Here is a 23,818-nt window from a genome sequence, read left to right on the forward strand (position 1 = left end):
TCTGCCACTTGGCGCGTTCTAGTATTGGCGGAGCGAAAAAAAGAGGGCGTCACGACGCGACTGTAGTGCTCCCGGCCGGGCGGGCCTATGAGCTGGAATAGCTCATCCGACCTCCGCGGCTGTGTTCATCGAGAAAATACTAATTTCCGTCAACGCTTCCCTATCGTTGCCCACCTGCCTGCAGATCCGCCTCATCGGCAAGAATGGCGGCGGCCTCGTTCAGCAGGACGTCCTTTGCGTTCTTGCGGGCTTTTTCAATGGCAATATCGGCACTCAGGCTGCGCTCGTTCGCCTGCAGGCCATCGTCTTCGCCTGTATCCACACCATCGTTTATCTGCTCGCGCGACTTCAAACGCTTTGCCTGAGCGGTCATTTCACTGCGGCGTTCGGTTTCATTGAGTGAAATAACCTTTTTCTCGCGCTGCGCCTTCAGTTCGCCGATATCTTCCACAAAGCGCTGGAAATCCGGATCGTTCTTTATCCGAGCATCGTGGCGGCTTTGCAGCTGCGGCAGCAATGCCTTTATATCACCGTCAGGCGCATAGTTCGCCGGCTTGACCTGCGTCCACGGCAGAGCATTGTCATAGCTTGCCTCACCAAAACTCTTAGGATCGGAAAGACCCGGCAAGCTGATGTCAGGCGTCACGCCGCGCAGCTGTGTCGTGCCGCCATTGACACGGAAGAACTGGGCAACCGTCAATTTCAGCTCGCCGAATTTCGGCTTGATGTTGTGAGCCACCTGGTCAAGATTGACTACGGTCTGCACGGTGCCTTTCCCAAAACTGGGTTCTCCGATAATCACGCCTCGACCGTAGTCCTGTATCGCAGCGGCAAAAATCTCGGACGCCGACGCCGAGCCGCGATTGATCAAAACTCCGACCGGACCAGTCCAGGCAGGTACGGGAAGATCATCGCTCTCCACGTTGACCTTGCCGCCTGCATCGCGCTGCTGAACTACCGGGCCTTTGCCGACAAACAGACCTGTCAAATCGATCGCCTCGGATAAGGAACCGCCGCCGTTGTTGCGCAAGTCGACCAGAACGCCGTCGACGTTGTCTTGCTTCAGTTCAACGAGAAGCTTGGCGACATCGCGGCTTGCGCTTCTATAGTCCTTGTCGCCTTTTCGTCGTGCTTCGAAGTCTTCATAAAACGCCGGCAGGGTAATCACTCCGATTTTACGAGTGGCGTCGCCATCCTTTACCGAGAGGATGGTCTTCTGGGCAGCTTGCTTTTCCAGGCTGATCTTGTCGCGCACGAGGCTGATGAGGCGATGTTTGCCGTCCGGTCCGGCATCCGCCGGCAAGATGTCCAGGCGCACGATGGAATCTTTTGCGCCCCGGATCATTTGGACGATTTCATCAAGGCGCGTCCCCACAACTTCCTTTATCGCGCCGTTCTCGCCCTGGCCAACACCGGTAATGCGGTCACCGACCGCAAGCTTGCCGGACAATTGCGCCGGGCCACCAGGCACAAGCTCACGGATCGTCGTGTAGTCATCTCTTTCCTGCAATACCGCGCCGATACCGACCAGCGACAGCTTCATGGAAATATCAAACTCAGCCGAAGCGGTCGCGCCAAAATAGTCGGTATGCGGGTCAACCGACGTTGTATAGGCGTCCATGAATGACTGGAACACATCGTCGCTCTTGTACTTGTAAGCGCGCTCAAGGGAGTTTTCGTAGCGTTTGTCGAGCGTATCGCGAATGGCAGCGTCGGCTTTGCCCGCCAGTTTCAAGCGCAGCCAGTCGCTCTTGACGCGCTTGCGCCACAGTTCATTGCTTTCCGCCTCAGATTGCGGCCAAGGCTCCTTGTCGCGCAGCAAGGAATAGTCTTCCTGTACGCTGAAATCGAAACCCTGCTTGAGCAGGCTGCGCGCGTAGTTCATGCGGTCGACAACGCGCTGCTCATACACATTGAAAATGGTAAACGGGATCTGCAAGTCTTCGCGGTTGATGGCATCGTCAATCTTGGCGCTGTCGGCCATGAACTTGTCGATATCCGCCTTCAGGAAGAGGACACGGTCCGGATCCAGAGACTTGATGAACCGGTTCATGATCCTGGCCGACAAGGCATCATCAAGCGGCACCGGCTTATAGTGGAAACGCGTCAGAAATTGTGCGCTCAAATGAGCTGCTTGCGCCTGCTGCTCTAGCGGCGCCAGAACTGGCGGTGAACCGGTTTCCAGCGCATATGCCGACGGGGCAATTGCCAGGAACATGCAGAGGAAACCATATTGTATACGCATTAAGCTTTGACCCGATTCTCAACGTTGAGTGTTCAATGTATGATGTTCGTGGAGCAATTATGGTTTTTTGGCAACTAGACGGATGCACTCCGTCCGCAAAGATTCCTAAATGCCCCCACAGGCGACGTAGGTTTGAGGATCGATTTGGTTGCAGAGGTCATCGATTATGACTTTTCGGCGTCTGCTTTGAAATGCTTATCATGCGTCGGTTCGGTTTGAAATTTTAGAGGAATGAAAACCGCAAACGCTATGGCTGGAGCGACGGGGACGCCACCTCAAGAGCGTCTTGTCAGACCTCCATCACATCTTCGAAGGCTTCCGGAAAATTTTCCCGCGCCAGCTTTTCGTTGATCACGAGCATCGCATCGTAAGAGATCGGATCGAAATCCTTGTCGGCCGCAACTACCTCACGTCCAAAGAGCAGGTTCAATCGGGCAGCGTCCAAATTGCCACGCGCGAAAGGCTCGGCACCGAAATAGTGCCAGAGCGCATGCAGGAACGCTGCATCGACGCGGTGTTCCGAAGAGCCTGGCCGGGCACGGCGGGGTAGACTCTTGATCGGGGTAACGCCCTTGGAGTTCGCGCGGCGAATGGTGAATTGAATGCCCGTTCCCGGCATGCCGGATGGAAAGCCGCGGTACTTCGTCATCTCTGGAGGCTTGGCCATCGCTCATATTCCTTCTGCGCTATAGAATGCGTCGGTGTCTTGTCCGATGCCCGGGCAAGCCGATGGAGAGGGCTGCAGGGCCGCTCTCCATTGCAATCGCTATCTCCCCCGTCAATCCCCTAGTCACGTTGTTGCGTGTCACCGGAGAAGAAGTCTAGCTCTTGTTCCTATACAAGTCTCGACCGTTCGCTTCCCCGATCCTCTTGATTTCCGCCAGGAGGGAGTGGACCCCTGGAGCTGGCCATGGGAGCCTTCCAAACTAGGCCGCCGCAACTTTTGTATTCTATGAAGCCTGAATGCCTCAATCCTGAAATCCTCGGCCGTCATACGCACCGAAGCCGCTTCTCAGCTTAAATAGCAACTGGCCGGCACCGTTCTCAAATCAGGCGTGAGATGAACCGTCTGAAATCATTGGCGTGCAATTCTCACGGTCAAGCGCGACAGCCGGTTGTCGGGCCAAGCGCGGCGAGTTTTCGCTTGGGCCGACGGTCAGGGCATTGATGAGGTCAATCGTGCGCGATCGACGGGTAGGAGCCCTTGACGCCCTTGTCGGATGACCTGGAACCCATGATGCGGCAACTTGGCGAAGGCAATGATGAGCCCTGGTGCCGGCGCGTTACGCAGCCGGCGCTAGCTGCTGGTCGGCCTGATAACGCGCCCAGGCAATCCCATCGTCGAGCGATGTCGCCCGGTAGGCTAGATCGGTGCCGCCGGAAAATGCAGCCATGAATCGACGAATCTTGCCATAGCTGTTGTCCAGCACCGCGTGCGGTCGTCCAAGCAGCAGAGAGCAGATATGGACATGAAGCCGGTCGGTGACGATCGCGCGACCACGGGAGATTTGGCGGATGCCGCGACGCAGTCGGTTATGTGCCGCCGCGTCGAGTTTGCGCAGCCGTATTTCGGCCGGCTTAAGTGCCAGCAGAGCCGTCGCCGCGCCGACGGCCTTGGAGATGCGCACGCGCCTGGCGGATTCGGTGGTCCAGTCCTCTTTCGGAATGCCGGGATAGGCGGAGAGGTCTGCATCTCCTACCTTTTCGAGATCGGATCTCAGCATGGCAAGCACGGGGAATTCCGGCGCTTCCGGCTCGATTGCTCCGATGCAGAAGGCCATGTCAGGGCAAAGCCGCACCTCGCAATCGAAATGCTTGAGGGCAAACTCCTTCGATTCTTCGTCGCGTACCAGCAATACGAAGTGCTTGTGGCGTCCGATGACGCGGGCACTCTCGTCCAGACGTGCCTGCGACTTGTAGTGGATGGATTGCGGGAACTGAATCACCTGACGATTCGGAAACCTCTCCAGGACCTTTTCGCGGAAATCCTGATGTGCGTCCCAGATATCGCCGAAGTTGCCGCCCCCATGAATGAAGATCGGGCCGGTTGGCATGATACGCTCGAGCTGCTCGGGCGAGAAGTCATCGATCCGCGACACATAGGCCGGCCGCTTACGGTGCCTGTTCTGGAGATAGGCCATTTCGCCCAACCAGATGGCAGAGTCGCCGCAGTTGCGGATGTCCGGAAAGTCGAGGATCGCCAAGGGCTCATCATCACTGATGTAGTCCCTCAGGCAATCGTGGACCGTGCTTTCCAGTTTCGTGATCAGCGTTAGATTGGATTGCAATGTCATTTCCCCATTCCCCCATTCAGACGACAAGGCAGTCCGGCCGACATCGGCCGCACATTCTTCAGGCAAGGCGTAGTTTCGGCAGCACTTTGCCGAGGATGGTCTGAACCTCCGTTTCGGGGCCAGCCGGTCGTTTCATCAACGTCCACAGCAGTAAGGTCGAACCGCAATAGAGCAGGCCGCCAAGCAGGATCAGTATTGCGAGGTGCGTGACGAGCACGACCTTGTCGTCCGTGGGCGCCAGGTGGCTCGAGGCGAGCGAGACACCGGCGGCCATCACCGCGACGCTTGCGAGCGCCCGAAGGTTCACCGACAATTGCTTCAATACGGTAATGCCGGTGAAGCGCCGCACGAGCATCATGTTGACAACGGTGCTGAACAGGCCGGTGAACACGCGGCCCAGGATGACCCCCGGAAGGCCATAGAGCATCAGACCGGCGATCATGATCGGCACCCGGAGGCAGAACATCTGGGTATCGCGAACGAAGAGCACCCGCGTCTCGCCCTTCGCCATGCCGAGCGGCTGCACCAGCGAGCCCAGCGTCTGCAGCGCAAAGACTGAGGCAAGTGACTGGATGATGAAGATGACCGGCGTCCACTTGTCGCCCAGCGCAAGCCTGACCAGTGGCTCGGCGGTCACCGCAACGCCGATGCCGGCGGGAAGCGCAATGGCGGCGACGAGCGCCTGCACACGCTGATAGGCGGCGGCGAGTCTGGCCGGATCGTTGTGAATGCCGGCAAAGGCCGGATATATTGTTTGCGTGAGGGGCGCGGTCGCTTCCCGCGTCGGCATCATGGCGAGGTTGCTTCCTACCGAATAAAAGCCGAGCTGGACCCCGCCGAGCATCTTGCCGACCAACAGATAATCGAAGCGCCAGTTGAGTGTACTGACGATCTGGCCGGCGGTGAGCCAGGCGGAAAAGGAGAAGAACTCCCGCATATGCTGAAAGGTGATCCTGGGCCGGAACGGCAGCACGAGATAGGAGACGATGACATTCGTTGCCTGGCTTATGAGGGTACCGACGACCAGCGCCCAATAGCTTTGATAGATGACCGCTATTGCCACCGAGGCGACGAAGCCGGCGAACTTCTGTGAAACGGCAAGCACGAATTCCTGCCAGAAAATCAGATCGCGCTGGAGCATGATACGGCGCGGATTGGTGAGACCACCCATCAGCATGCTGACGCCAAGTGCCAGCATTACGCCTGTCAGTCTGGGCTCGTCGAACAGGACGGCGGTAGGATAGGCAAAGATCGCGAACAGGATGCAGATCGCCAGCCCACGTGCGGCATTGAGGGTCCAGGCAGCGCTGAAATGGGATTCTTCCGGCGCCGCATGACGGATTAACGCCTCAGAGAGCGAGAGCTCGGTAACTGTCGTGACGATCAACAGTATCGTCATGCCCAGAGCGACCACGCCGAAATCGGAGGGTGCGAGATAGCGTGCCAGAACGAACGTGCTGAGGGTGGCAAGCCCGTTCACGATCGTCCGAGACAGGCTTAACCACATGCTTCCCTTGACGAGCCGTCCGGTGATGTTGGCCATACGATGTTAAAGTTCCCCACTGTGCGATGACGCGACCACACCGTTACCCGCGCGCATATTCGTTGCCGTACCAACCCCTTACGGGCTGGAACAGCTGGGCAGAATTACATGTCGCTGTGAAAGGGCGACCAAAGGGCGACCCCGGCGTCTAAGCAGGAACTAGTTCGAAGAATCCGTATGTCAACATTTCAGGTTCATTTTCGCATCATTTTTAATTCATTTTCGCATCATCTTCGGATCGCGTGTCCATGTCGCCTGGCGGGACGGTGCCTGCGTATCGCCCATGCACTCGTCGACGAGGTGGCGCAGCGTCTTGACACCCCCGAAGCCCGGGATGATCTGCCAGCCAGCCGCCGCCTTGGCTGCCAAGCGGCACGTAGCCGACCGCTATTGTGCCAGCATATCGGCGAGCGCATTCCGCATGGATGTACTCGAGATACCGAAAAGACCGCCATAGGGGAGATCAAGATCCAGGATGACAAACATGACGCTCGCGACTGAAACGATGGCGACAGCGACAATCGAGCCTGCGAGCAGATTTTTCGGAGCTTGAAGGCCGAAGCTTAGAAATACGAGCATAAGCCAGAAGATCAGGACTCCCAGAAACGGCGCGGACAGTGAGCCATGCGCGTCTTCTATGACCGTCCATCGCCCCATCATGAGATTGGTGAAGACCTGATGGCAACGTGTGACGAGCGCCTGATGGAACGGATCGGCGGGCTGCTGGTGGGCAATGCCGAGCCCTATGGTGTTCAGAATTGCCCCCAGAGCCGGCGCTTCGCCGACCAACGGCAGTTTTGACATGTCAGGATACGCCACCCCCGGTGGCTGTGGCTCTTCGGGCCATGTGCTGGCAATGACGGCGGCGGTGTAGCTGTGTAGAAGTTGTCTTTCGTTGTCCAATGCGGAGCCGTAGTTTCTCAGACAAAGGTCCATTTCCGCGAGGCCGGCAGCGTAGTGGTTGCGATCGTGGGAAGCCGTTGTGTATGCATTGAGCTCTGACGCCAGCAGCAGGCTCATCACGAGCGCGGCAAAGGTCACGAGCAAAGCTGTTACAACCCGAAGAAAGTCTATTGTCTCGTTGCCGCGGTGCGGAGCAGGCAATCTGTCGCGCAATACCGAACCAGCCGTGGCGCTAATCATGAGGAGAATAAATAGAGCCAGCGTCCAGACTGCTTCGCGTTGCATAAAATACTGCTCCAGCTGTGTCTGGCCATAGATTATGACATGTATTTCGGCAGAGCGGGAGCACAAAAGCTTGGTGATTTTTCCGCTTCGTCGCGTGACGCTGTTGTAATAGCCGGCGGCCTGTTGCACCGATTGGCTCTACGCTGCAACACGCGCAGCCATGGAGACCCGACTACAGGGCTTCGAAGAGATTTATTCGTAAAGCGACCTGTCGGTGCTCGTATCTCATCGTTGTTGGAACAACGGCGCCCTCAATAGGCGGCAATCACGTTCGTCCCGAAATCCGGCTCGACGCCGAGGATCGGCGCCGCGCGGCTGATGATGTCGTGAACCATCGGCGCGGCCGTTTCGGCGGCGAGGTTCAGGTTGTGTAACCCCGTCAACGGTTGGTCGATGAAGGCTAGTACCACATATTTCGGGTTTGCCATGGGAAAGGCGGCGAGGAAGGAATTGAAGCTGAGCTTATGCGAATAGACGCCGTGGATCACCTTGTTTGCGGTGCCTGTCTTACCGCCGACATGATAGCCGGGGACGTCAGCAGACCTACCGGTGCCCTGCTCGCCGTTCAGCCTGAACAGATATCTGATCGTGTCGCTGGTGCTCTTCTTGACGATCGTCGTTTCGGTCTTTTCCGCCTCTTCCTGCGTGCGCGGAAGGAAGGTGGGCTCGATCAGCTTGCCGCCGTCAATGAGGGCAGCGCCGGCGACGGCGGTCTGCATCGGCGTGGTGGCGACGCCATGACCGAACGCTATGGTTATGGAGTTGAGCTTCTTCCAAACTCTTGGCTGACTCGGCGCTTTCACCTCGGGCAGTTCCGTCTGCATCTTTGACAACAGTCCGAAGCGGGTCAGATAGGCCTTCTGGTCGCTCATGCCCACCTTGTCCATCATCTTGGCGGTGCCGATGTTGGAGGAGTAGCGGAAGATTTCCGGGATCGAAAGAACACGCCGCGGCACGTCGCGGTCATCATGGATGGTGAAGCCGCCGTAATGCAGGGGAGCGCTGGCATCGAAGGTGTCCGTCAGCTTGACCGTACCGGTATCGAGGGCCAACGCGATCGAGAAGGTCTTGAACACCGAGCCCATCTCGTCGGTGCCGTTCGACATTCGGTTCAGCCAACCCTTGTCGCCGTCGGCCTGCGGATCGTTCGGATCGAAATCGGGGGCCGAGGCCATGGCCAGCACTTCGCCGGTGTGGATGTCGAGAATGACGGCGCCGGCCGCCTGACTCTGGTAGCGGCCGATCGCATCCGACACCACGTCGTGGACGATGTTCTGAACGCGCAGGTCCACCGAAAGTCGCACAGGCTGCAGCGAGTCTTGACTCGTCAAGCCCGTGGAATCTAGATCCGAGAGGCCCTGCGTGTCGAGATATTTCTCCATTCCGGCCACGCCATGATTGTCGATATCGACATAGCCGAGGATGTGGGCCGCGGTGCGGCCGCCTGGATAGAAACGTTTGATTTCCGGTCGAAAACCGATCGCCGGAATGCCGAGCGCCAAAATCTCGCTCTGCTGCTTCGGCGTCAATTGGCGGCGCAGCCAAGCGAAGTGCGAGCGACGATCGGCAAGCTTTTTATAGAGGGATTTGCGGTCGATATCGGGAAAGACCTCGGCTATTTTCTCCACCGCCTCGTCCGGATCGACGACACGGTTCGGCTCGGCAAACATCGACACGGTGCGGATGTCAGTCGCGAGCAGCTCGCCGTTTCGATCGACGATATCGGGACGTGCGGCTGTCACATGTTCCGCCGGGATCGATGACGTGTCGTCCCTTGGCCCCATGCCGAAATTGATAAGTCTGGCGAAGATCACGACGTAGATCATGATCAGCCCGCCGCTGAGCATCACGATGCGGGTTTTCGCAAGCTTGGCATGACCTTTGGTTTGCACGGAAGGGCGCCCGCGCGATTCGGGGCCGAAGGTGAGCCTGACGAGGCGGCCGCTGTTTGCGCTTAAAGCATGGATGATCGACATTGCTGATTTATTCGCGAGAACTGGAAAAGCGGATGCGCCTTTCGATCAGAAATTTATAGCGTCAAGATGGTTAACAAGAATCTAATCTTTGATTGTCCGTTTGCCGCCCACACCCATCGTGTCCGCGCTCCGGACCACTGGAAAGCCGTGACCGCCACGCTTGTGTGGCAGTCGGAATCTCGGTAGCCGTCAAGACTGCGGCTCGATCTATCACTTCAAACGCAGCGCGACATTGCCTCGGTTATCACCGCCTTTTCCACGGGCATGTCCACGCTTTTGATTTCAGTTGTTTCTCCAGGCATGCACGGGAGCGCGCCATCACGGCTTTTCCGGCAAATCGGCAGGATCGGGCCCCGTTCTGCCAAACAGGCCCCTAATCACCGCTTCCGAGACGGCATGCAACGCTGCACCGACCAATCCGCCGAGAAAAACCTCGGTACCGCGATAAAGGCCGACCATGTAGAGAGGCATGCCCGGATCTACCGTCAGGAACACGATCGGCCCTGTCCACATGCAGACCCTAACTGCGGGATAGCGGCGCGCGACGATGGCGCAGAGCCCGACGGCAAGCGCGATCTGGATTGCCACATCGGCGCCAAGCGGAGCGGTGAGGCTGCCAACGGCCACGGCGACGACGATGCCGATCACCGTGCCGATCAGCCGCCAGGCCATGGCGCTGCGCGTTTCGGTCAGCTTCTCCTGCGAGACGATGATCCCCGACATCGCCGCCCATACCGGATGCGGCAGGCCGATAGCCGAGGCCAGCATGTAGGAGAATGTCGCTGCAGCCGAGCAGCGCAATACGAAGGCCACATGCCTGGCGAGCTCCAGTCCGGTCACGCGCCGCTCTCCTGTCAGAGCCTGAGATTGGTTTTGGCGAGTTCCACGACCTCGTCGCCCCGACCATTGATGATCGCTTTCAGCATGTAGAGGCTGAAGCCCTTGGCCTGTTCGAGCTTGATCTTTGGCGGCATGACCAGTTCCTGCTTTGCCGTGACGACATCCACGAGCACCGGGCCGCGATGCGCCAATGCCTCGCGCAGCGCGCCCTCGAGATTACCGGAATCCTCGACCCGGTACGCCTTGACGCCCATCGCCTGGGCCATGGCGGCAAAGTTCGGGTTCTTCAGGTCGGTCCCGGTGTCGAGGAAGCCGCCGGCCTTCATTTCCATGGCAACGAAGCCCAGCGAGCCGTTGTTGAAGACGACTATCTTCACCGGCAGTTCGAGCTGGGAAAGGGTGATGAAGTCGCCCATCATCATCGTGAAGCCGCCATCGCCGGAGAGCGACACGACCTGCCGGTCGGGCGCGGCTGCCTGAGCACCAATGGCCTGCAGCATGGCATTGGCCATCGAGCCGTGGTTGAACGAGCCGAGCAGGCGACGCTTGCCGTTCATCGTCAGATAGCGGGCTGCCCATACGGTCGGCGTGCCGACATCGGCGGTGAAGATCGCGTCCTCCGACGCGATTTTGCTTATCAGCCGCGCCAGATACTGGGGGTGGATGGGATTGCCCTTCGCCGACGGCACGGCGAGATCGTCGAGTCCCTTTCGGGCCTCCGCATAATGCTTGCGGGCGGCATCGAGGAAGGCATGGTTCGGTCGATCCTTAAGGTGCGGCAGTAGCGCTGCGATTGTCTCGGACACATCGCCAACGATGCCTTGGGTCAGTTGCGTCCGTTTGCCGAGTGCGCCTGGGTTGCGGTCGATCTGAACGATCCTGGCATCCTTGGGATAGAAGGGACGGTAGGGGAAATCAGTTCCCAGCATCAAGAGCGTGTCGCAGTTCAACATGGCATGATAGCCCGACGAAAAGCCGATCAGTCCGGTCATGCCGACGTCATAGGGATTGTCCCATTCGACATGTTCCTTGCCGCGCAGGGCATGAACGACCGGCGCGCCGAGCTTTTCAGCCAGCGCCACCACAGCATCATGGGCACCGGCGCAGCCGCTGCCGGCCAGGATCGTTATGGCGTCCGATCCGTTGAGCAGCGTCGAGAGCCGGCTGATCTCTGCGTCCGAAGGGAGAATGCGCGGCGGCTGCAGTTGCACCCAGCCTGTTTTCGCGCCCGCTGGTGCATCGGCGAGCGCCACGTCGCCTGGAATGACGAGCACGGCCACGCCATTGCGACCGATGGCCGTGTTGAGCGCCCTGTGCAGGATCTCCGGCATCTGGGCGGGATTGGATACCAGCTCGCAGAAATCGCTGCATTCGCGGAACAGTTCCTGCGGATGGGTTTCCTGGAAATAGCCCAGGCCGATTTCGGAGGACGGGATATGAGCGGCGATCGCCAGGACGGGCACGTGGTTCCGCTGGCAGTCGTAGAGCCCGTTGATCAGATGCAGGTTCCCCGGTCCGCAACTCCCTGCGCAGACAGCAAGCTTGCCGGTGACGGCAGCTTCCGCGCCGGCCGCAAAAGCGGCGGTCTCCTCATGGCGCACATGCATCCAATCGATCCGGCCGAGACGCCGCAGGCTGTCGTTGAGGCCGTTCAGGCTGTCGCCCGTCACTCCCCATATGCGCTCGACGCCGGCTTCCGCCAAGGTTTCAGCCAACAGATCGGCAAGGGTCTGCGTCATGGAGTTGCTCCTTCGGTCGTGAGGCGGGGCGCAGATGGCTTTGTGGGCGCTATCTCGCCGGGTGAATCTCCCTTTGAGAATAGCGCGGATCCACGTCGGAGAAACGGGGCGATGTGGCATTTTTCTTCGAGGCTTCCGCGACCGGGTTGGTCACGATGGCGCAGCTGCCCCAGAAGCTTGTCCTCATCGAGATAGATGCGAGACAACTGCCTGGTGCGCCGAGCAATGTTTGGACCGTCGAACAGATTTTGGCCTAAAAAACGATCATCCCTCATGTAATCCGTGAAACCAATGCATTGAATGCATAGGTGCAGTGCGGGATTATCTCTGTTTTAAACCGATTGAAACGCCTATATTCCAATCATCGAAACGACGCCGGGGCCAAACAAGGTTGCTGACGTCAGAAAGCCTCAGGAAAGGGGATTATCATGAACGTAGCACGCTCTTTCAACAACTGGCGCAAGTTCCGTCAGACTGTTAACGAACTCGGTCGCATGTCCAGCCGCGAACTGCAGGACCTCGGCATCGATCGTGCCGATATCCGCAGCGTTGCCCGCGCATCGATCGCGCGCTAACCTCATAGTCTTTACGACTGCTCGACGCCCGCTGATGACGCGGGCGTTTTTGCGTCAGCCGCTCCTGTTCGAGATCGGTTTTCTCCTCCTTCTGTACTGAGTTTTCCGACTTGTGTTTCTTGCATAGCTGCAGTGCAGCATAAGCTATATGAAATCTCGATGATTGGAGTATTGTTAGCTCCATCGAAGTGATGCACCTCCTCCCGCAGAGCTTCGAGTTTCAGACGGCCCACTCCTCCTCCTCCCAGGGACGTCTGTAGGAACAGCGGCACTCCTCCTCCCAGTCGCTGTTCGGTTCTTTTCGAAAAGCCTGCCGCACCTCCTCCCGCGGCAGGCTTTTTCGTTTTGGACCATGTTTCCTTGCCAGAAAGCATTCAAGATAGCCCCGCTGCGAAGGCGCCTAACGGCTGCAATAGATCGGATATGCCGGGCAAACATTCCAAGCCAATTTAACGTCTGCCATTCCAACCCTTTGTAAGCATAGAACTTTCTGCAAATGGGTTGGCGGTTCGAGCCCCTTCAAACCGCCTGAGGCAAAGTCATATCTGTCGAAATCGCCTTCAGCGCGCTCATTTTACGATGCCCGCCTGCGGGAGAGACGCTCGGCAGCGACGTAGTCCCTCCTGTTGAAACGAACTTGAAAATCCGATCGAGGATCGGCTTGAGCGCGCCGCTCGCGAGGCCCTTGGTGATGTGTCGATGCAGCGCTTCGCAAACTTCCGCTTTCCCATGACGGCTCGGTGCAATGCGCTGTTCTGTTCGAGGAGAAGAAGAAGCTGGTCGTGCCTGCCGATCACAGGGTGTGCGACAGAGCCTGATCGATCCGGAGGAACTCGCGTTCGAGACCTTGCCGACACTACCGGATAATCATCGGTTGGGAGCGTGGGCGGCGATCCATTTCCCTGACCACACGCCCTCTGGGAAGCCCATTGCGCGCGGGCCGGTCATGACGGCAATCGGGGAACGTCTTGCGGTCGTCGAATCACGCGAGGCTGTCGTCATCGTTGGCGAGCACCTTGAGCGCTACTATTCGAATCCCGCCATCAGATATATCGAGATTGGTGTTGCTCCCATGGAAACCGCTCTTGTGAGGCGTCGAGTTGATCGCCGGCGCGCAATACAGGATCTCGAAGAGTGCTCACGCGATGTCGCAGCTGGGTTGGTCGATACCGCAGAGGGTTGAGGGCGCCGCAGTCGGGGCGTGGCGCGCTGACGACTGCGCGGATAGCCTTGCAGCGAAACGGCGCAAAAATCCCGCGGTTATCGGAACAAAGCAGGCATGCTCGGAGAGCAAGCCAAAAGAAAGCGGCGCCATGTCGGGCCGGGTTCTGAAATAGTCGTTGTCTGCACGCCGGAGCGGCTGGTTCGATTCCACTCAAGCAGTGGGGTTGATTTAGCCTGTTCTAATCATGAAGCAGGCTAAATCCGCGGCGGGTCCGCTAGCTCATGCGATCAGAGCACGCTGACGTTTTCAGCCTTCGACTTTCCAGTCTTCCGGTCCTGGCCCAATTCGTAGCTAACCTTCTCACCTTCTCTGAGAGAACCGCCCCGCTGCAGAGCGGAAACGTGAACGAACACATCCGTTCCTCCGTTCTCGGGAGTAATGAAGCCAAATCCCTTGTCTTCATTGAAAAATTTCACAGTACCTGTAGGCATCGTATTTCCTCTTCACTTCCACGGCCATCTAGCTCGCGCACTGACCTTATAGCGCGTGTGCTTTACTATCAACAATCCGAAACTCTTCAAGAGTTTCCCATTTTCCGGAGATTTCAGCCATCAAGGTAGGATTTTGATGAAGTTCTCCCCTTCTTTTGTCGCGGCTTAGCTTGGCGGAGCGTGCCGTCGGATGGCTAGACGATATCACGACGCCGTTCCGCGTCGAGAGCTGTTTCTTTAGATGTATGTCAGGAAGGAAGCCGTTCTATCCTCGCAGATCGCAGGAACACGATCGACGATCCCCGATCTCCTTCGTTTTTGAGACGGAGGCGCAGGCGGGCAAGCCATGCCGGATTCAGCCTAAAATCTCAGGCTTTCGTCCGTCCATAGGCGAAAGCCGCCAAGAAATGCATTCTCGTTGTCGCCGGCGCGGCAGCCGTCGGGCAGCTTCTCGAGCTTGTCGACATTGCCGCCACCAATGACAGTTTCATGCGGCAGCAGGGCCGCTTGCAACTTGCCGACGATCTTCTCGACCGATTTGCGCCATTTCTTCTTGCCATATTTCACGAGGCCGCGCTCGCCGGCGAAGTCCTCGAACGTCTCATTATTTTTGTAGGGCAGATGTGCAAGTTCCATGGGCAAGCAGACGTGATCGACGACCATTGCCGAACCCAGCCCGGTGCCCAGCCCAACAAACAGCATGTTGCCGCCCGCATAGCTGCCGATCGCCTGCAAAACTGCGTCGTTGACGAGCCTGACGGGCTTGCCGAAAGCGGCGGAAAAATCGAAGTCCTTCCAGCCGGCCCCCAGATTGTGCGGCTCCGCCGCTGGTTTATTGTCGGCGACCGGGCCGGGATATCCCATGCCGATGACGTCGTATTGCCAGTCGGCGGTAAGCTCCTTGACTGCTTCGACCATCTTTTGCGCGGACATTGCCGCACCGGAGACGGCTGCCCGCCGGTCGCTGCCGGAACTCAGACGCGTTTTGACATGCGAGCCGCCAAGATCGATTGCCAGGACGACGAGATCCTGCGGCGCGGCCGACGTTGTGTGCTCGAGAGATTCGGGTTTTGCGGTCACGGTGCGTCTCCCCTTCTGGTAGGTTTGTTGTTAGTGACGTTTAGGCGTCGCCGTCGGCCACGACGACTGAGAAATCCTCTCCCTCCCAATGGTCGGTGTCAGACCAATAGAAGGTGAAGGCGATCACCGCGCCCTTTGGCAGCCGTTCAGTCGCAAGCTCCGCAACATCGATGCCGAAGCCGTTTTGGCGGGTTGTGGTATCGCTTGCGCTTTCCCAACCATCCGAACTCCAGCGCACCACAGCCCGCGCCATCACTTCGATCCTCAGGCGCTTGCCGACAGAAACCCGCGATGTCTTGTTGTTAAAGCGCCAGAGCACGAAGGGCGCGGTGGTCTTGTTCTTGATATAGCGCTCGACGCCCTGTGGCGGCATGTCGAAAACGGCATTGTCTCTCAGCGAACGCAGCAGCTTGATGTGTTCGGCATGCGCCCAGACGAGCGGCATCGCACTGCCGGATGGCTCGCCGAAAACAAGGCCTCGCTCGGGTATGTCAGCCTGGTCCCATACTTGCTCGGGCAGTAGCCCGCCCGGCCCTGCAGAGCCTTCAAGAGCGCTGAGCAACGCGATCGCCGCTTTTGGCCTGCCGGCAGCAAGTTCATAGTGGGCTCGTTCGCCAGCGAGCAATGGCCACGGGCGACCGATGCCGATGCCGTCGAATGGGCCGCCATCGGCATGCTCGCCATAGCCGTCCCCAGTATAGCGATACCAGAGCGGACCTTGCGGCAGATCGCATTTGAGATGAGCGTCGATAACCCTGACGGTGTCCAGAATGCGTGGATCGTTGGCGGCACGCAATCCGAACCGAACCAGCGCCAAGGCATCCGGGCTGACGACGCGGGCCGTCGGCAGAAACGATTCCGAGAGCGGGCGGTTCTTGATCGGCACGAAACCATCGGCAGGCGAGGCGCCGTCGGCGATCTCGGGTGGGGCGATGCGCACATAATAGCCCTTGACCCCAAGATCGGCACTAGCGGCATCGGCGCCGACATAGGCCCAGCGCTCGATCTGGTCATTCCAGGCATCGGCGGTCTGTCTGAGATAATCGGCATTGTGGTCCTGTCCGGCAATCTCCAGAATGTCGGCAGCGGCGAGAAGCGCGGCGATCTCGACAGCAAGGGTAAAGGGAGAGAAGCCGCCGTCTTCCTCCCAGCGATCCTCACCCGTTACAGGGCCGTTCACGACCACATAGCGCGCCGCTCGCTCGACCATCGAGACATAGGACAAGAGCGCTTCGCCGGTGAGCGCTCCTTCGCGGCGCAGCGCGTCAGCCAGCAGGATCGGAAAGGCGCATTCATCCATCTGTATGCCGGTCCAATAGGGTACGCCGTCGAGCCAGGCGTTCTGCGGCCAGTGCCCGTCCGCCTCCTGGATCGTCCGAAGATAGGCAAGGATACGGAGCGCATCTTGAGGGGCGCCGGCCGCAAGGAAGCCGCCGGCCGTCTCGACGAGATCGCGTGGCCAGACCAGGTGATAGCCTCCGAGATCCTCATCGCCCTTGGCAAAGCCCCAGGGGATAGACAGCGAGGCGACGGCCGGACCCTCGAAGGACAAAGGCCGGTGCGTGGCGAGAACGGCCGTCGATATCCGGTAGCGATTGAGTTCGGGCGGCGGCGCTCTCGGTTCGTCGAGCGCCAGTAGTGTGTTTTGCCATCTCCGCCAGTCGGCGACGTAGCTGCGCTCGGCATCCTCGTAGCCGGCCTGCAGGCTGGCAAGCGCGTTGTAGCCCGCCTCCTCGGAACGGTTTCCGAAGCCGAGCGAGAGAAGAACGGTGTCGCTGCCGGCCGCAAGATCAATTTCGCCTGTTAGCGCGACGTTGCCGTCTGCGGCACGAGTGATGCGCGGGTCCAATTGGCCGGCCTCCTGCAACTGGCGCCATCCATCGGAAATGCCGACATAGCCGGCGGACGCCGTCCGCCATCCGCCGCTAACGGCAAGCGCCAGTGAGATCCCGCCCTTACCCGTTGCAAAGAGCATCGGCGTGCCCTTGTAATCGCCAACCCAGCCGGTGTTGCCGCTGCCGGCATTGACCAGATGCGGGGCGGCAAGCACATAGAGGCGATAGTCGTGGACCGACCCTTGCAACGCTTCGAATGATATTTGCTGTAGTAAGCTGTTGCGCACCGGATCGACGATGATGCGCTTGACGATCCGGTAGCGCCCATCGAGTGCCGTGTTGACGAGCCGATAGGCCGGAACGCCGTCCTCGATCGTCGTAACAATGCTTTCGGTATCGCGTTTTTCCTCGGAGAAATAGCCGTCCGGACCGGTGACGATCAGGCCAAGATCGCGCGTACAGGCGCAATCGACGCGCGGAAAATAGACTTCGTTGAGGATGCCGTGGCTCAGCGTGAACCATATGCGGCACGCCGATGAGAGCGCCGTGCCAACACCGCTCTTCGCGCTGGATGTCCAGCGAGGGGCGATACCCCCCGCATTAGAGCCCGAAGCATCGTCCTGTGTCATGCGTCCATCTCCGTTATCGGCGCAATCTGCTCCGACAAATCCGCTTCGGCAAGAGCTGCTTGCGACGCGCCGGGAATGGCGCGGCAACGGGGGTACCGATGGAATATTCGGATCGTCGATCAGGCCAGGAATTACCTACCCCTTAGCGATGAGGGGTTCGCATCGACTAACGAGATCACCGGCAGGCTGAACTTTTCTGTTGCAGCGTAGGATTGGGGGGAAGGGCCGAAATCGTGAGCTTTGACACAGCAGGCACGGTGGCCGTCGATATTGTGATCGGCTGCCATCGCCACCAGCCCGGCCACACCATACCGGTGGCATACGGTCCCGAATTCAGGCCAATCGCTGTTCTACATCGCGATGCCGGATGTTCGGTGCTGATTGATGGTCGTTCCAACCGCGCGATATGAGTTGCCGACATAAAATGCCAGGGCTGCTCTATGCCTCCTTGTGGAAGCGGACGAAGGCGAATCGTCTGCTGTCCGGCGCCCAGGCATCATGAAACCCGTCGATAACGACAGTCGGCAATTTGGTTGTTTGGATCAGGTGAATATCGGAAAGGTGGCCGCGCGGCAGCATCAAAGCAGGAGATGATACTTCCACGCCATTTCGTTTGGCTTTTAACTGTGGCCGTTCCTTGCGGGATCTTATTATACTTACAACCTGAAGTAATTTTTGAATATTATAATATAATTTCATATAATCAAAGTAGAAATGTATAGTTGATAAATAATTAAGAATGTTTGGCTAGTTTTGCTATAGAAACAAGCTGGGGGAGTGCGACGATGGCGTCGATACAACATAAGATCATCATTGCAAGTGTCGCAATTTTCGCCCTGGCAGGTGGCGCCACGGGTGTCGGGCTGTGGTCAGCCGCAACTCTTGCAGATAACAACGCCGAGGTTGCCCGTACGGCGGATGTGCTTCGGAACCACATGCAGGCGGACATGATGCACGATGCGCTTCGGGCAGACGTGCTGGCGTCGATGCTGGCGGCAAATCCGGCGGCAGGGATCACCACGGACGCGGTAAAGGCCGATCTAAACGAACACAAGGCCTCTTTCCGGGAAATGATCGAAGCCAACAAAAGGCTCGCAACCGACAAGAGTGTGCAGGAGGTGCTTGCCAAGGTCGAAGCTCCTCTTTTGAAGTATATCGACAGTGCCACGGCGATGGTCGATCTTGCTGCGAAGGATGAGGCTGCAGCCATGAAATCGCTACCCGAATTCATGAATCAGTTTTCCGCTCTTGAAACGGCCATGGAACAGGCCGGGGATCAGATCAGTGCCTTGTCCGCTGCAACGGCAAAACAAAGTGCCCATATGCAAGCCTTCGTGGACAGGCTTTTGAACGGCCTTCTCGGTTTGACAGCTCTATTTTCCATCAGCCTCTACTGGTTGACACGCAAGACGGTTACGAAGCCTATCCTTGCACTTTCCAATGATATGCAGAGGCTGGCCGGGGGCGAGACCGACATCCGTTGCGGCGCGATTGGTCGTTCAGACGAAATCGGCGTCATGGGATCGGCCTTTGAAGTCTTCCGACAAGCTGCGATTGCCAATAAGCAGCTTGAACAGGATGCCGAGGCAGCCAGGAAGCAAGCCGAATCGGATCAGGTCGCTGCTCGACGCGAGGCCGACGAAGAGGCGACGGATCGTCTTCGCGCCGCCACATCAGGCCTTGCGGCCGGATTGAAGCGGCTTGCCGGCGGCGATCTGGCATTCCAGCTTGACGAGCCTTTTTCCGGGGATTTCGAAGCGCTTCGGCAGGATTTCAACAGGTCGGTCAAGCAGCTTGGAGATGCGCTCGGCGGAATCTCCATCGCCATTGCAGCGATCGATGACGGTACGCGCGAGATTTCTTCCGGCGCCAACGATCTCTCCAGGCGCACCGAACAGCAGGCGGCCTCCCTTGAGGAAACAGCCGCGGCGCTTGACCAGATCACCGTCAATGTATCGAATTCGAGCAGGCGCGCCGACGAGGCCCGCACTGCGGCGACCGAAGCCAATCGCAGCGCCGCAAAGTCCGCCGAAGTCGTATCGCACGCCGAGGAAGCCATGCGCCGCATCGAGGCATCCTCGCAACAGATTTCCAGCATCATCGGGGTGATCGACGAGATCGCCTTCCAGACAAATCTTCTGGCGCTGAATGCCGGGGTCGAGGCAGCGCGCGCCGGTGAAGCCGGAAAGGGTTTTGCGGTTGTCGCTCAGGAAGTGCGTGAACTTGCACAGCGATCGGCACAAGCAGCCAAAGAGATCAAGGGGCTGATCCAGAAGTCGTCATCGGAGGTTGAAAGCGGCGTCAAGCTCGTGCTGGATACCGGCATGTCGCTGAAGACGATTGGCGAGCAGATCGCTGACATCAACCAGCACATGAACGCCATTGCGACCTCAGCGAAGGAACAGTCCACCGGATTGGCAGAGGTCAATACGGCCGTCAATTCGATGGATCAGACGACACAGCAGAACGCAGCCATGGTCGAACAATCGACCGCAGCCTCGAATAGCCTGGCAATGGAGGCAGCCAAGCTTCGTGATCTGGTCTCCCAATTCACGCTGCAAGCTTCCGCCTCCGCACAATCTGCAGCGCTGCGCAGGACGGGACGGGCGATGGCTGAACCCGATAGGCAGGCGGCCGTCGTCTCCATGATGCCTCAGCCTAGACGAGCCGCAGCCGCCGGAAACAGGGCATCGGCTTCAGCAGCCTCTCAAAAGGAATGGGAAGAGTTTTGAGGCTTCGTACCGGTCAGGTCGACCGGTACGTCGCAGCTGACGGAGAACTGCGGAAAGACGGAGAGCCGGTTCTCCTGATATTCCGCCACCTTGAAGACGGCGACGAATTGCAGATCCGTCTTGCTGGTGTTCTCGATGATATGGCCTTGGCTTTTCCTCATGTATCCGATGTCGCCCGGCCGGAAGTCGGCAGTCCGGTACATGACGAACCCTCGCATCTTGCCCGGCGCGAACCGAGCGCCTGGCTGGCTGATGTGGGACGCCGCTGAGCAGAATCATACTTAAGTCGAGTTCGGCTGGGTAACGGGCCGGGCCTAAACCTCGATTACGGTGCGCCGAGGCGACGGGACACCATTCTCGCCGCGCTTCTCACCCGCTCGCCGAGCTGGTGGATATCAGCGTCCGGAAGACGATGTATTGGTCCGGAAACGGAAATGCCTGCCACCGCCTCGCCGTGCACGTTCAGGATGGGCGCCGCGACGCATCGCATCCCCTTCGTGCGTTCCTCGTCGTCGAACGAATAGCCTCTCTCCCGCGTCTTCTGCAGTTCCTCGCGCAATTGCTCGAAGGAACGCACGGTGTTTTCCGTAAATCGCTCGAATTCTTTCTTCCGGAAGAGCGCTGAAAGCCGGTCTTCGTCATATGTGCTGAGAAGCGCCTTGCCGATGCCGGAGGCATGCAGTGGCGATAGTGTTCCGGGTGGGAAAAAGGCACGGATCGACTCATGAGTCTCGACCTGGCTGATGAACAGGACGTTGCCGTCCTTCTCGATGCCGAGATTGGATGTCTCTCCGGTTTCGAGCATGAGTTCGCGCATGATGGGGCGGCTCCGCTCGACGACGTTGGAGCGACGGAGGAAAGCTGCGCCAAGCCGATAGGCCTCGGGACCGATGTGCCAAACCTGGCGATCGGGACTGATCTCGACGAACTCGCGGCGCTCCAGCGTCGCCAACACGCGGTGCATGGTTGCTGCCGATTGCCCGAGCTGGCCGGCCAGTTCCGACAATGTCTTGCCTTCCGGCGTCGCGAGAGCATCGAGGACATCCAGTGCCCGATCGAGCGCCTGGATCGTGTTTTGTGTCTGAGGGCCGTTGAAGGCCTTGGGGCGGCCTCTTCGGCGCGGTTCTTGAGGCATCAGCCGTCGTCTCCAATGGCGTTCAGTCGATAAAAAATTCTGACTTGAAAAATGCATTTATACAATGAAAAATACCAATCAATTGATTATATTACATATTATAACAATAAAAACGATTTTGAAAAACCATTTCAAAAAAATTTATCTCCTATTTCCGGTGTGCTATCAATTCTCCCACAACAGGAGGACGCCCAAATGTATATGCAAAATCCCGTCTTCATTCCGGGCCCGACCAACATGCCTGAGATCCTTCGCAAGGCTGCGGACATGCCGACGCTCGACCATCGCTCGCCATTGTTCGGACAAATCCTTCGTCCGGCGCTTGCGGGTGTGAAGAAGATCCTGAAAACTGAAGCCGCGTCCGTCTATGTATTTCCGTCCACGGGAACCGGCGGATGGGAGACGGCGATTACAAATACGCTCAGCCCCGGCGACCGTGTCCTTGCCGCGCGCTATGGCATGTTCAGCCAGCGCTGGATCGATATGTGCCAGCGGCACGGGCTGAAAGTCGATATCATCGAAGCCGCATGGGGTGGCGGCGCTCCCGCCGCCCGCTACGAGGAGATCCTCGCGGCCGATACCGCGCATGAGATCAAGGCGGTTCTCGTCACTCATAACGAGACGGCAACCGGCGTTAAATCCGATATCGCCGCCGTTCGGCGGGCGATCGACGCGGCGCGTCATCCGGCCTTGTTGTTTGTCGATGGCGTCAGTTCCATCGCTTCGATGGATTTCCGCATGGACGAATGGTCGGTCGACATCGCCGTCACGGGCTCGCAGAAGGGCTTCATGCTGCCTGCAGGCCTCGCGATCACGGCCTTTTCGCCGAAGGCGCTGGCGGCGGTCGAAACGGCCAAGCTTCCGCGGACATTCTTCGACATCAGAGACATGGCCAGGAGCTACGCAAACAATGCCTATCCCTACACGCCGGCCGTCGGGCTGCTAAACGGGCTCAAGCTGTCGACGGAACTATTGCTGGCGGAAGGCCTGGAGAATGTCTTTGCCCGCCATCGGCGCATCGCCTCGGGCATTCGTGCGGCCGTCCGGGCATGGGGGCTGGAGCTCTGTGCCATGAGCGAAGACCTCTACTCGGACACGGTCAGCGCAATCCACACGCCTGAGGGCTTCGATGCGACGTCGATCGTGGCGCACGCCGCCAAGACATATGATGTCGCCTTCGGGGTCGGCCTCGGCGAGGTTGCCGGCAAGGTCTTCCGCATCGGCCATCTCGGCAGTCTCACCGATGTCATGGCGCTGTCGGGCATTGCGACGGCTGAAATGGTCATGGTCGATCTCGGCCTCGACATCAAGCTCGGCTCGGGTGTTGCCGCTGCGCAGGACTATTATCGCGACGGCCGCACGTCCAAGGTCCGGGCCGCTGCCTGAGGAGCCGGAACCATGTATATCCCAACACTTGCCGACATGACTGCCGCGGAAGAGCGGATCAGGCCTTACATTCATCGAACCCCGGTTCTGACGTCCAGCTTCATCAACTCGCTGGCCGGAGCCGAACTGTTCTTCAAATGCGAGAATTTCCAGAAAGCGGGGGCCTTCAAGGCACGCGGCGCGTCGAACGCCGTTTTTGGCCTCAGCGACGAACAGGCCGCCAGGGGCGTTGCCACGCATTCGTCCGGCAACCACGGCACATGCCTTTCCTATGCGGCCGGCCGTCGCGGAATTCCGTGCACGGTCGTCATGCCGCGCACCGCGCCGCAGGCAAAGAAGGATGCCGTCCGGGGATATGGCGGCAAGGTCGTCGAGTGCGAACCTTCGACCTCATCGCGCGAGGCCGTTTTCGCCGAAGTCGTGGCTGAAACGGGAGCGGAGTTCGTGCATCCCTACAACGATCCGCGAGTCATCGCGGGACAGGCGACCTGCTCGAAAGAACTGATCGAACAGGTTGACGGGCTCGATGTCGTCATCGCCCCGATCGGCGGCGGCGGAATGGTCTCGGGAACCTGCCTCACTCTCTCCAATCTTGCGTCCCGCATCAAGATCTACGCAGCAGAGCCGGAGCAGGCTGATGATGCTTACCGCAGTTTCAAAGCCGGCCACATCATCGCAGACGACGCGCCGAACACCGTGGCCGATGGTCTCAAGGTGCCGCTGAAGGAGCTGACCTGGCATTTCGTCAGAAACCACGTCACGGATATCCTGACGGCTTCCGAGGAAGATATCGTCGATGCAATGAAGCTTATCTGGAAGCGGATGAAGATCGTCATGGAGCCTTCCAGCGCCGTGCCTCTGGCGACCATCCTGAAGAACACGCACGTCTTTGCCGGAAAACGCGTCGGCATCATCATCACCGGCGGCAACGTCGACCTCGATAAATTGCCTTGGCAATAGGGAGC

18 protein-coding genes and 2 pseudogenes are annotated in these 23,818 nt (G+C 58.8%); 6 read left to right on the forward strand and 14 right to left on the reverse strand.

Features of this window, described 5'->3' with window-relative positions; all coding sequences use genetic code 11:
* Nucleotides 1-160: 160 nt before the first annotated feature.
* The 9 genes from FHT28_RS11780 to poxB form a co-directional block, all read right to left on the reverse strand.
* Nucleotides 161-2,245 (reverse strand): carboxy terminal-processing peptidase, encoded by a 2,085-nt coding sequence (locus FHT28_RS11780; RefSeq protein ID WP_092575542.1) that lies wholly within the window; start codon nt 2,243-2,245, stop codon nt 161-163.
* A gap of 289 nt (nt 2,246-2,534) precedes the next feature.
* Nucleotides 2,535-2,912, reverse strand: a complete 378-nt coding sequence (locus tag FHT28_RS11785; protein WP_037197044.1) for a hypothetical protein — start codon at nt 2,910-2,912, stop codon at nt 2,535-2,537.
* 616 nt (nt 2,913-3,528) lie between these two features.
* Nucleotides 3,529-4,539, reverse strand: coding sequence for a polysaccharide pyruvyl transferase family protein (locus tag FHT28_RS11790; RefSeq protein ID WP_168596336.1), 1,011 nt, complete (start codon nt 4,537-4,539; stop codon nt 3,529-3,531).
* Between the two features lie 58 nt (nt 4,540-4,597).
* The gene (locus tag FHT28_RS11795; RefSeq protein WP_168596337.1) at nt 4,598-6,082 is read right to left on the reverse strand and encodes a lipopolysaccharide biosynthesis protein; all 1,485 of its coding nucleotides are present in this window, start codon (nt 6,080-6,082) and stop codon (nt 4,598-4,600) included.
* A 216-nt stretch (nt 6,083-6,298) separates the two neighbouring features.
* Nucleotides 6,299-6,451 carry a hypothetical protein gene (locus tag FHT28_RS11800; RefSeq protein WP_168596338.1) on the reverse strand — a complete coding sequence of 51 codons (153 nt, stop codon included), beginning with the start codon at nt 6,449-6,451 and terminating at the stop codon, nt 6,299-6,301.
* Nucleotides 6,452-6,469: 18 nt separating this feature from the next.
* Nucleotides 6,470-7,399, reverse strand: coding sequence for a hypothetical protein (locus FHT28_RS11805; RefSeq protein WP_348644982.1), 930 nt, complete (start codon nt 7,397-7,399; stop codon nt 6,470-6,472).
* Nucleotides 7,400-7,521: 122 nt separating this feature from the next.
* The gene (locus FHT28_RS11810; RefSeq protein ID WP_037197041.1) at nt 7,522-9,246 is read right to left on the reverse strand and encodes a penicillin-binding protein 2; all 1,725 of its coding nucleotides are present in this window, start codon (nt 9,244-9,246) and stop codon (nt 7,522-7,524) included.
* A 318-nt stretch (nt 9,247-9,564) separates the two neighbouring features.
* Nucleotides 9,565-10,086 carry an FUSC family protein gene (locus tag FHT28_RS11815; protein WP_318284033.1) on the reverse strand — a complete coding sequence of 174 codons (522 nt, stop codon included), beginning with the start codon at nt 10,084-10,086 and terminating at the stop codon, nt 9,565-9,567.
* A gap of 14 nt (nt 10,087-10,100) precedes the next feature.
* Nucleotides 10,101-11,825, reverse strand: a complete 1,725-nt coding sequence (poxB, locus tag FHT28_RS11820) for a ubiquinone-dependent pyruvate dehydrogenase (RefSeq protein ID WP_168596339.1) — start codon at nt 11,823-11,825, stop codon at nt 10,101-10,103.
* Between the two features lie 428 nt (nt 11,826-12,253).
* On the opposite strand from poxB, the gene FHT28_RS11825 reads away from it, so the two are divergent.
* Both FHT28_RS11825 and FHT28_RS11830 read left to right on the forward strand, forming a co-directional pair.
* Nucleotides 12,254-12,400, forward strand: coding sequence for a DUF1127 domain-containing protein (locus FHT28_RS11825; RefSeq protein ID WP_080739486.1), 147 nt, complete (start codon nt 12,254-12,256; stop codon nt 12,398-12,400).
* A gap of 802 nt (nt 12,401-13,202) precedes the next feature.
* Entirely contained in the window at nt 13,203-13,583 is a 381-nt protein-coding gene (locus FHT28_RS11830; protein WP_168596340.1) for a hypothetical protein, read from the forward strand.
* A gap of 269 nt (nt 13,584-13,852) precedes the next feature.
* Here FHT28_RS11830 and FHT28_RS11835 read toward each other — a convergent pair whose 3' ends face one another.
* A complete protein-coding gene (locus FHT28_RS11835) occupies nt 13,853-14,056 on the reverse strand; it encodes a cold-shock protein (protein ID WP_007693942.1) in 204 nt (67 codons plus the stop codon).
* A 152-nt stretch (nt 14,057-14,208) separates the two neighbouring features.
* Between FHT28_RS11835 and FHT28_RS36155 the strand changes: the two are divergent.
* Nucleotides 14,209-14,403: pseudogene (locus FHT28_RS36155) on the forward strand (Fic/DOC family N-terminal domain-containing protein); the annotation flags it as partial.
* 13 nt (nt 14,404-14,416) lie between these two features.
* Here the strand turns inward: FHT28_RS36155 and FHT28_RS11840 are convergent.
* Both FHT28_RS11840 and FHT28_RS11845 read right to left on the reverse strand, forming a co-directional pair.
* Nucleotides 14,417-15,136, reverse strand: coding sequence for an ROK family protein (locus FHT28_RS11840; RefSeq protein WP_168596341.1), 720 nt, complete (start codon nt 15,134-15,136; stop codon nt 14,417-14,419).
* A 40-nt stretch (nt 15,137-15,176) separates the two neighbouring features.
* Nucleotides 15,177-17,600, reverse strand: coding sequence for a glucan 1,4-alpha-glucosidase (locus FHT28_RS11845; RefSeq protein ID WP_168596342.1), 2,424 nt, complete (start codon nt 17,598-17,600; stop codon nt 15,177-15,179).
* 785 nt (nt 17,601-18,385) lie between these two features.
* Here FHT28_RS11845 and FHT28_RS11850 point away from each other — a divergent pair.
* Nucleotides 18,386-20,332, forward strand: a complete 1,947-nt coding sequence (locus FHT28_RS11850; RefSeq protein ID WP_047639099.1) for a methyl-accepting chemotaxis protein — start codon at nt 18,386-18,388, stop codon at nt 20,330-20,332.
* A 59-nt stretch (nt 20,333-20,391) separates the two neighbouring features.
* Here FHT28_RS11850 and FHT28_RS11855 read toward each other — a convergent pair.
* Both FHT28_RS11855 and bhcR read right to left on the reverse strand, forming a co-directional pair.
* Nucleotides 20,392-20,529: pseudogene (locus FHT28_RS11855) on the reverse strand (cupin); the annotation flags it as partial.
* 128 nt (nt 20,530-20,657) lie between these two features.
* Nucleotides 20,658-21,467, reverse strand: a complete 810-nt coding sequence (gene bhcR / locus FHT28_RS11860; RefSeq protein WP_168596343.1) for an HTH-type transcriptional regulator BhcR — start codon at nt 21,465-21,467, stop codon at nt 20,658-20,660.
* Between the two features lie 195 nt (nt 21,468-21,662).
* On the opposite strand from bhcR, the gene bhcA reads away from it, so the two are divergent.
* Together bhcA and bhcB are read left to right on the forward strand one after the other, a co-directional pair.
* Nucleotides 21,663-22,853 (forward strand): L-aspartate--glyoxylate aminotransferase BhcA, encoded by a 1,191-nt coding sequence (gene bhcA / locus FHT28_RS11865; protein ID WP_168596344.1) that lies wholly within the window; start codon nt 21,663-21,665, stop codon nt 22,851-22,853.
* A 12-nt stretch (nt 22,854-22,865) separates the two neighbouring features.
* On the forward strand, nt 22,866-23,813 hold the full coding sequence (gene bhcB, locus FHT28_RS11870; RefSeq protein WP_168596345.1) for a beta-hydroxyaspartate dehydratase BhcB: 948 nt from the start codon (nt 22,866-22,868) through the stop codon (nt 23,811-23,813).
* Nucleotides 23,814-23,818 lie beyond the last annotated feature (5 nt).

The sequence above is a fragment of the Rhizobium sp. SG570 genome, assembly GCF_012275345.1.
GTDB lineage: Bacteria > Pseudomonadota > Alphaproteobacteria > Rhizobiales > Rhizobiaceae > Rhizobium > Rhizobium lusitanum.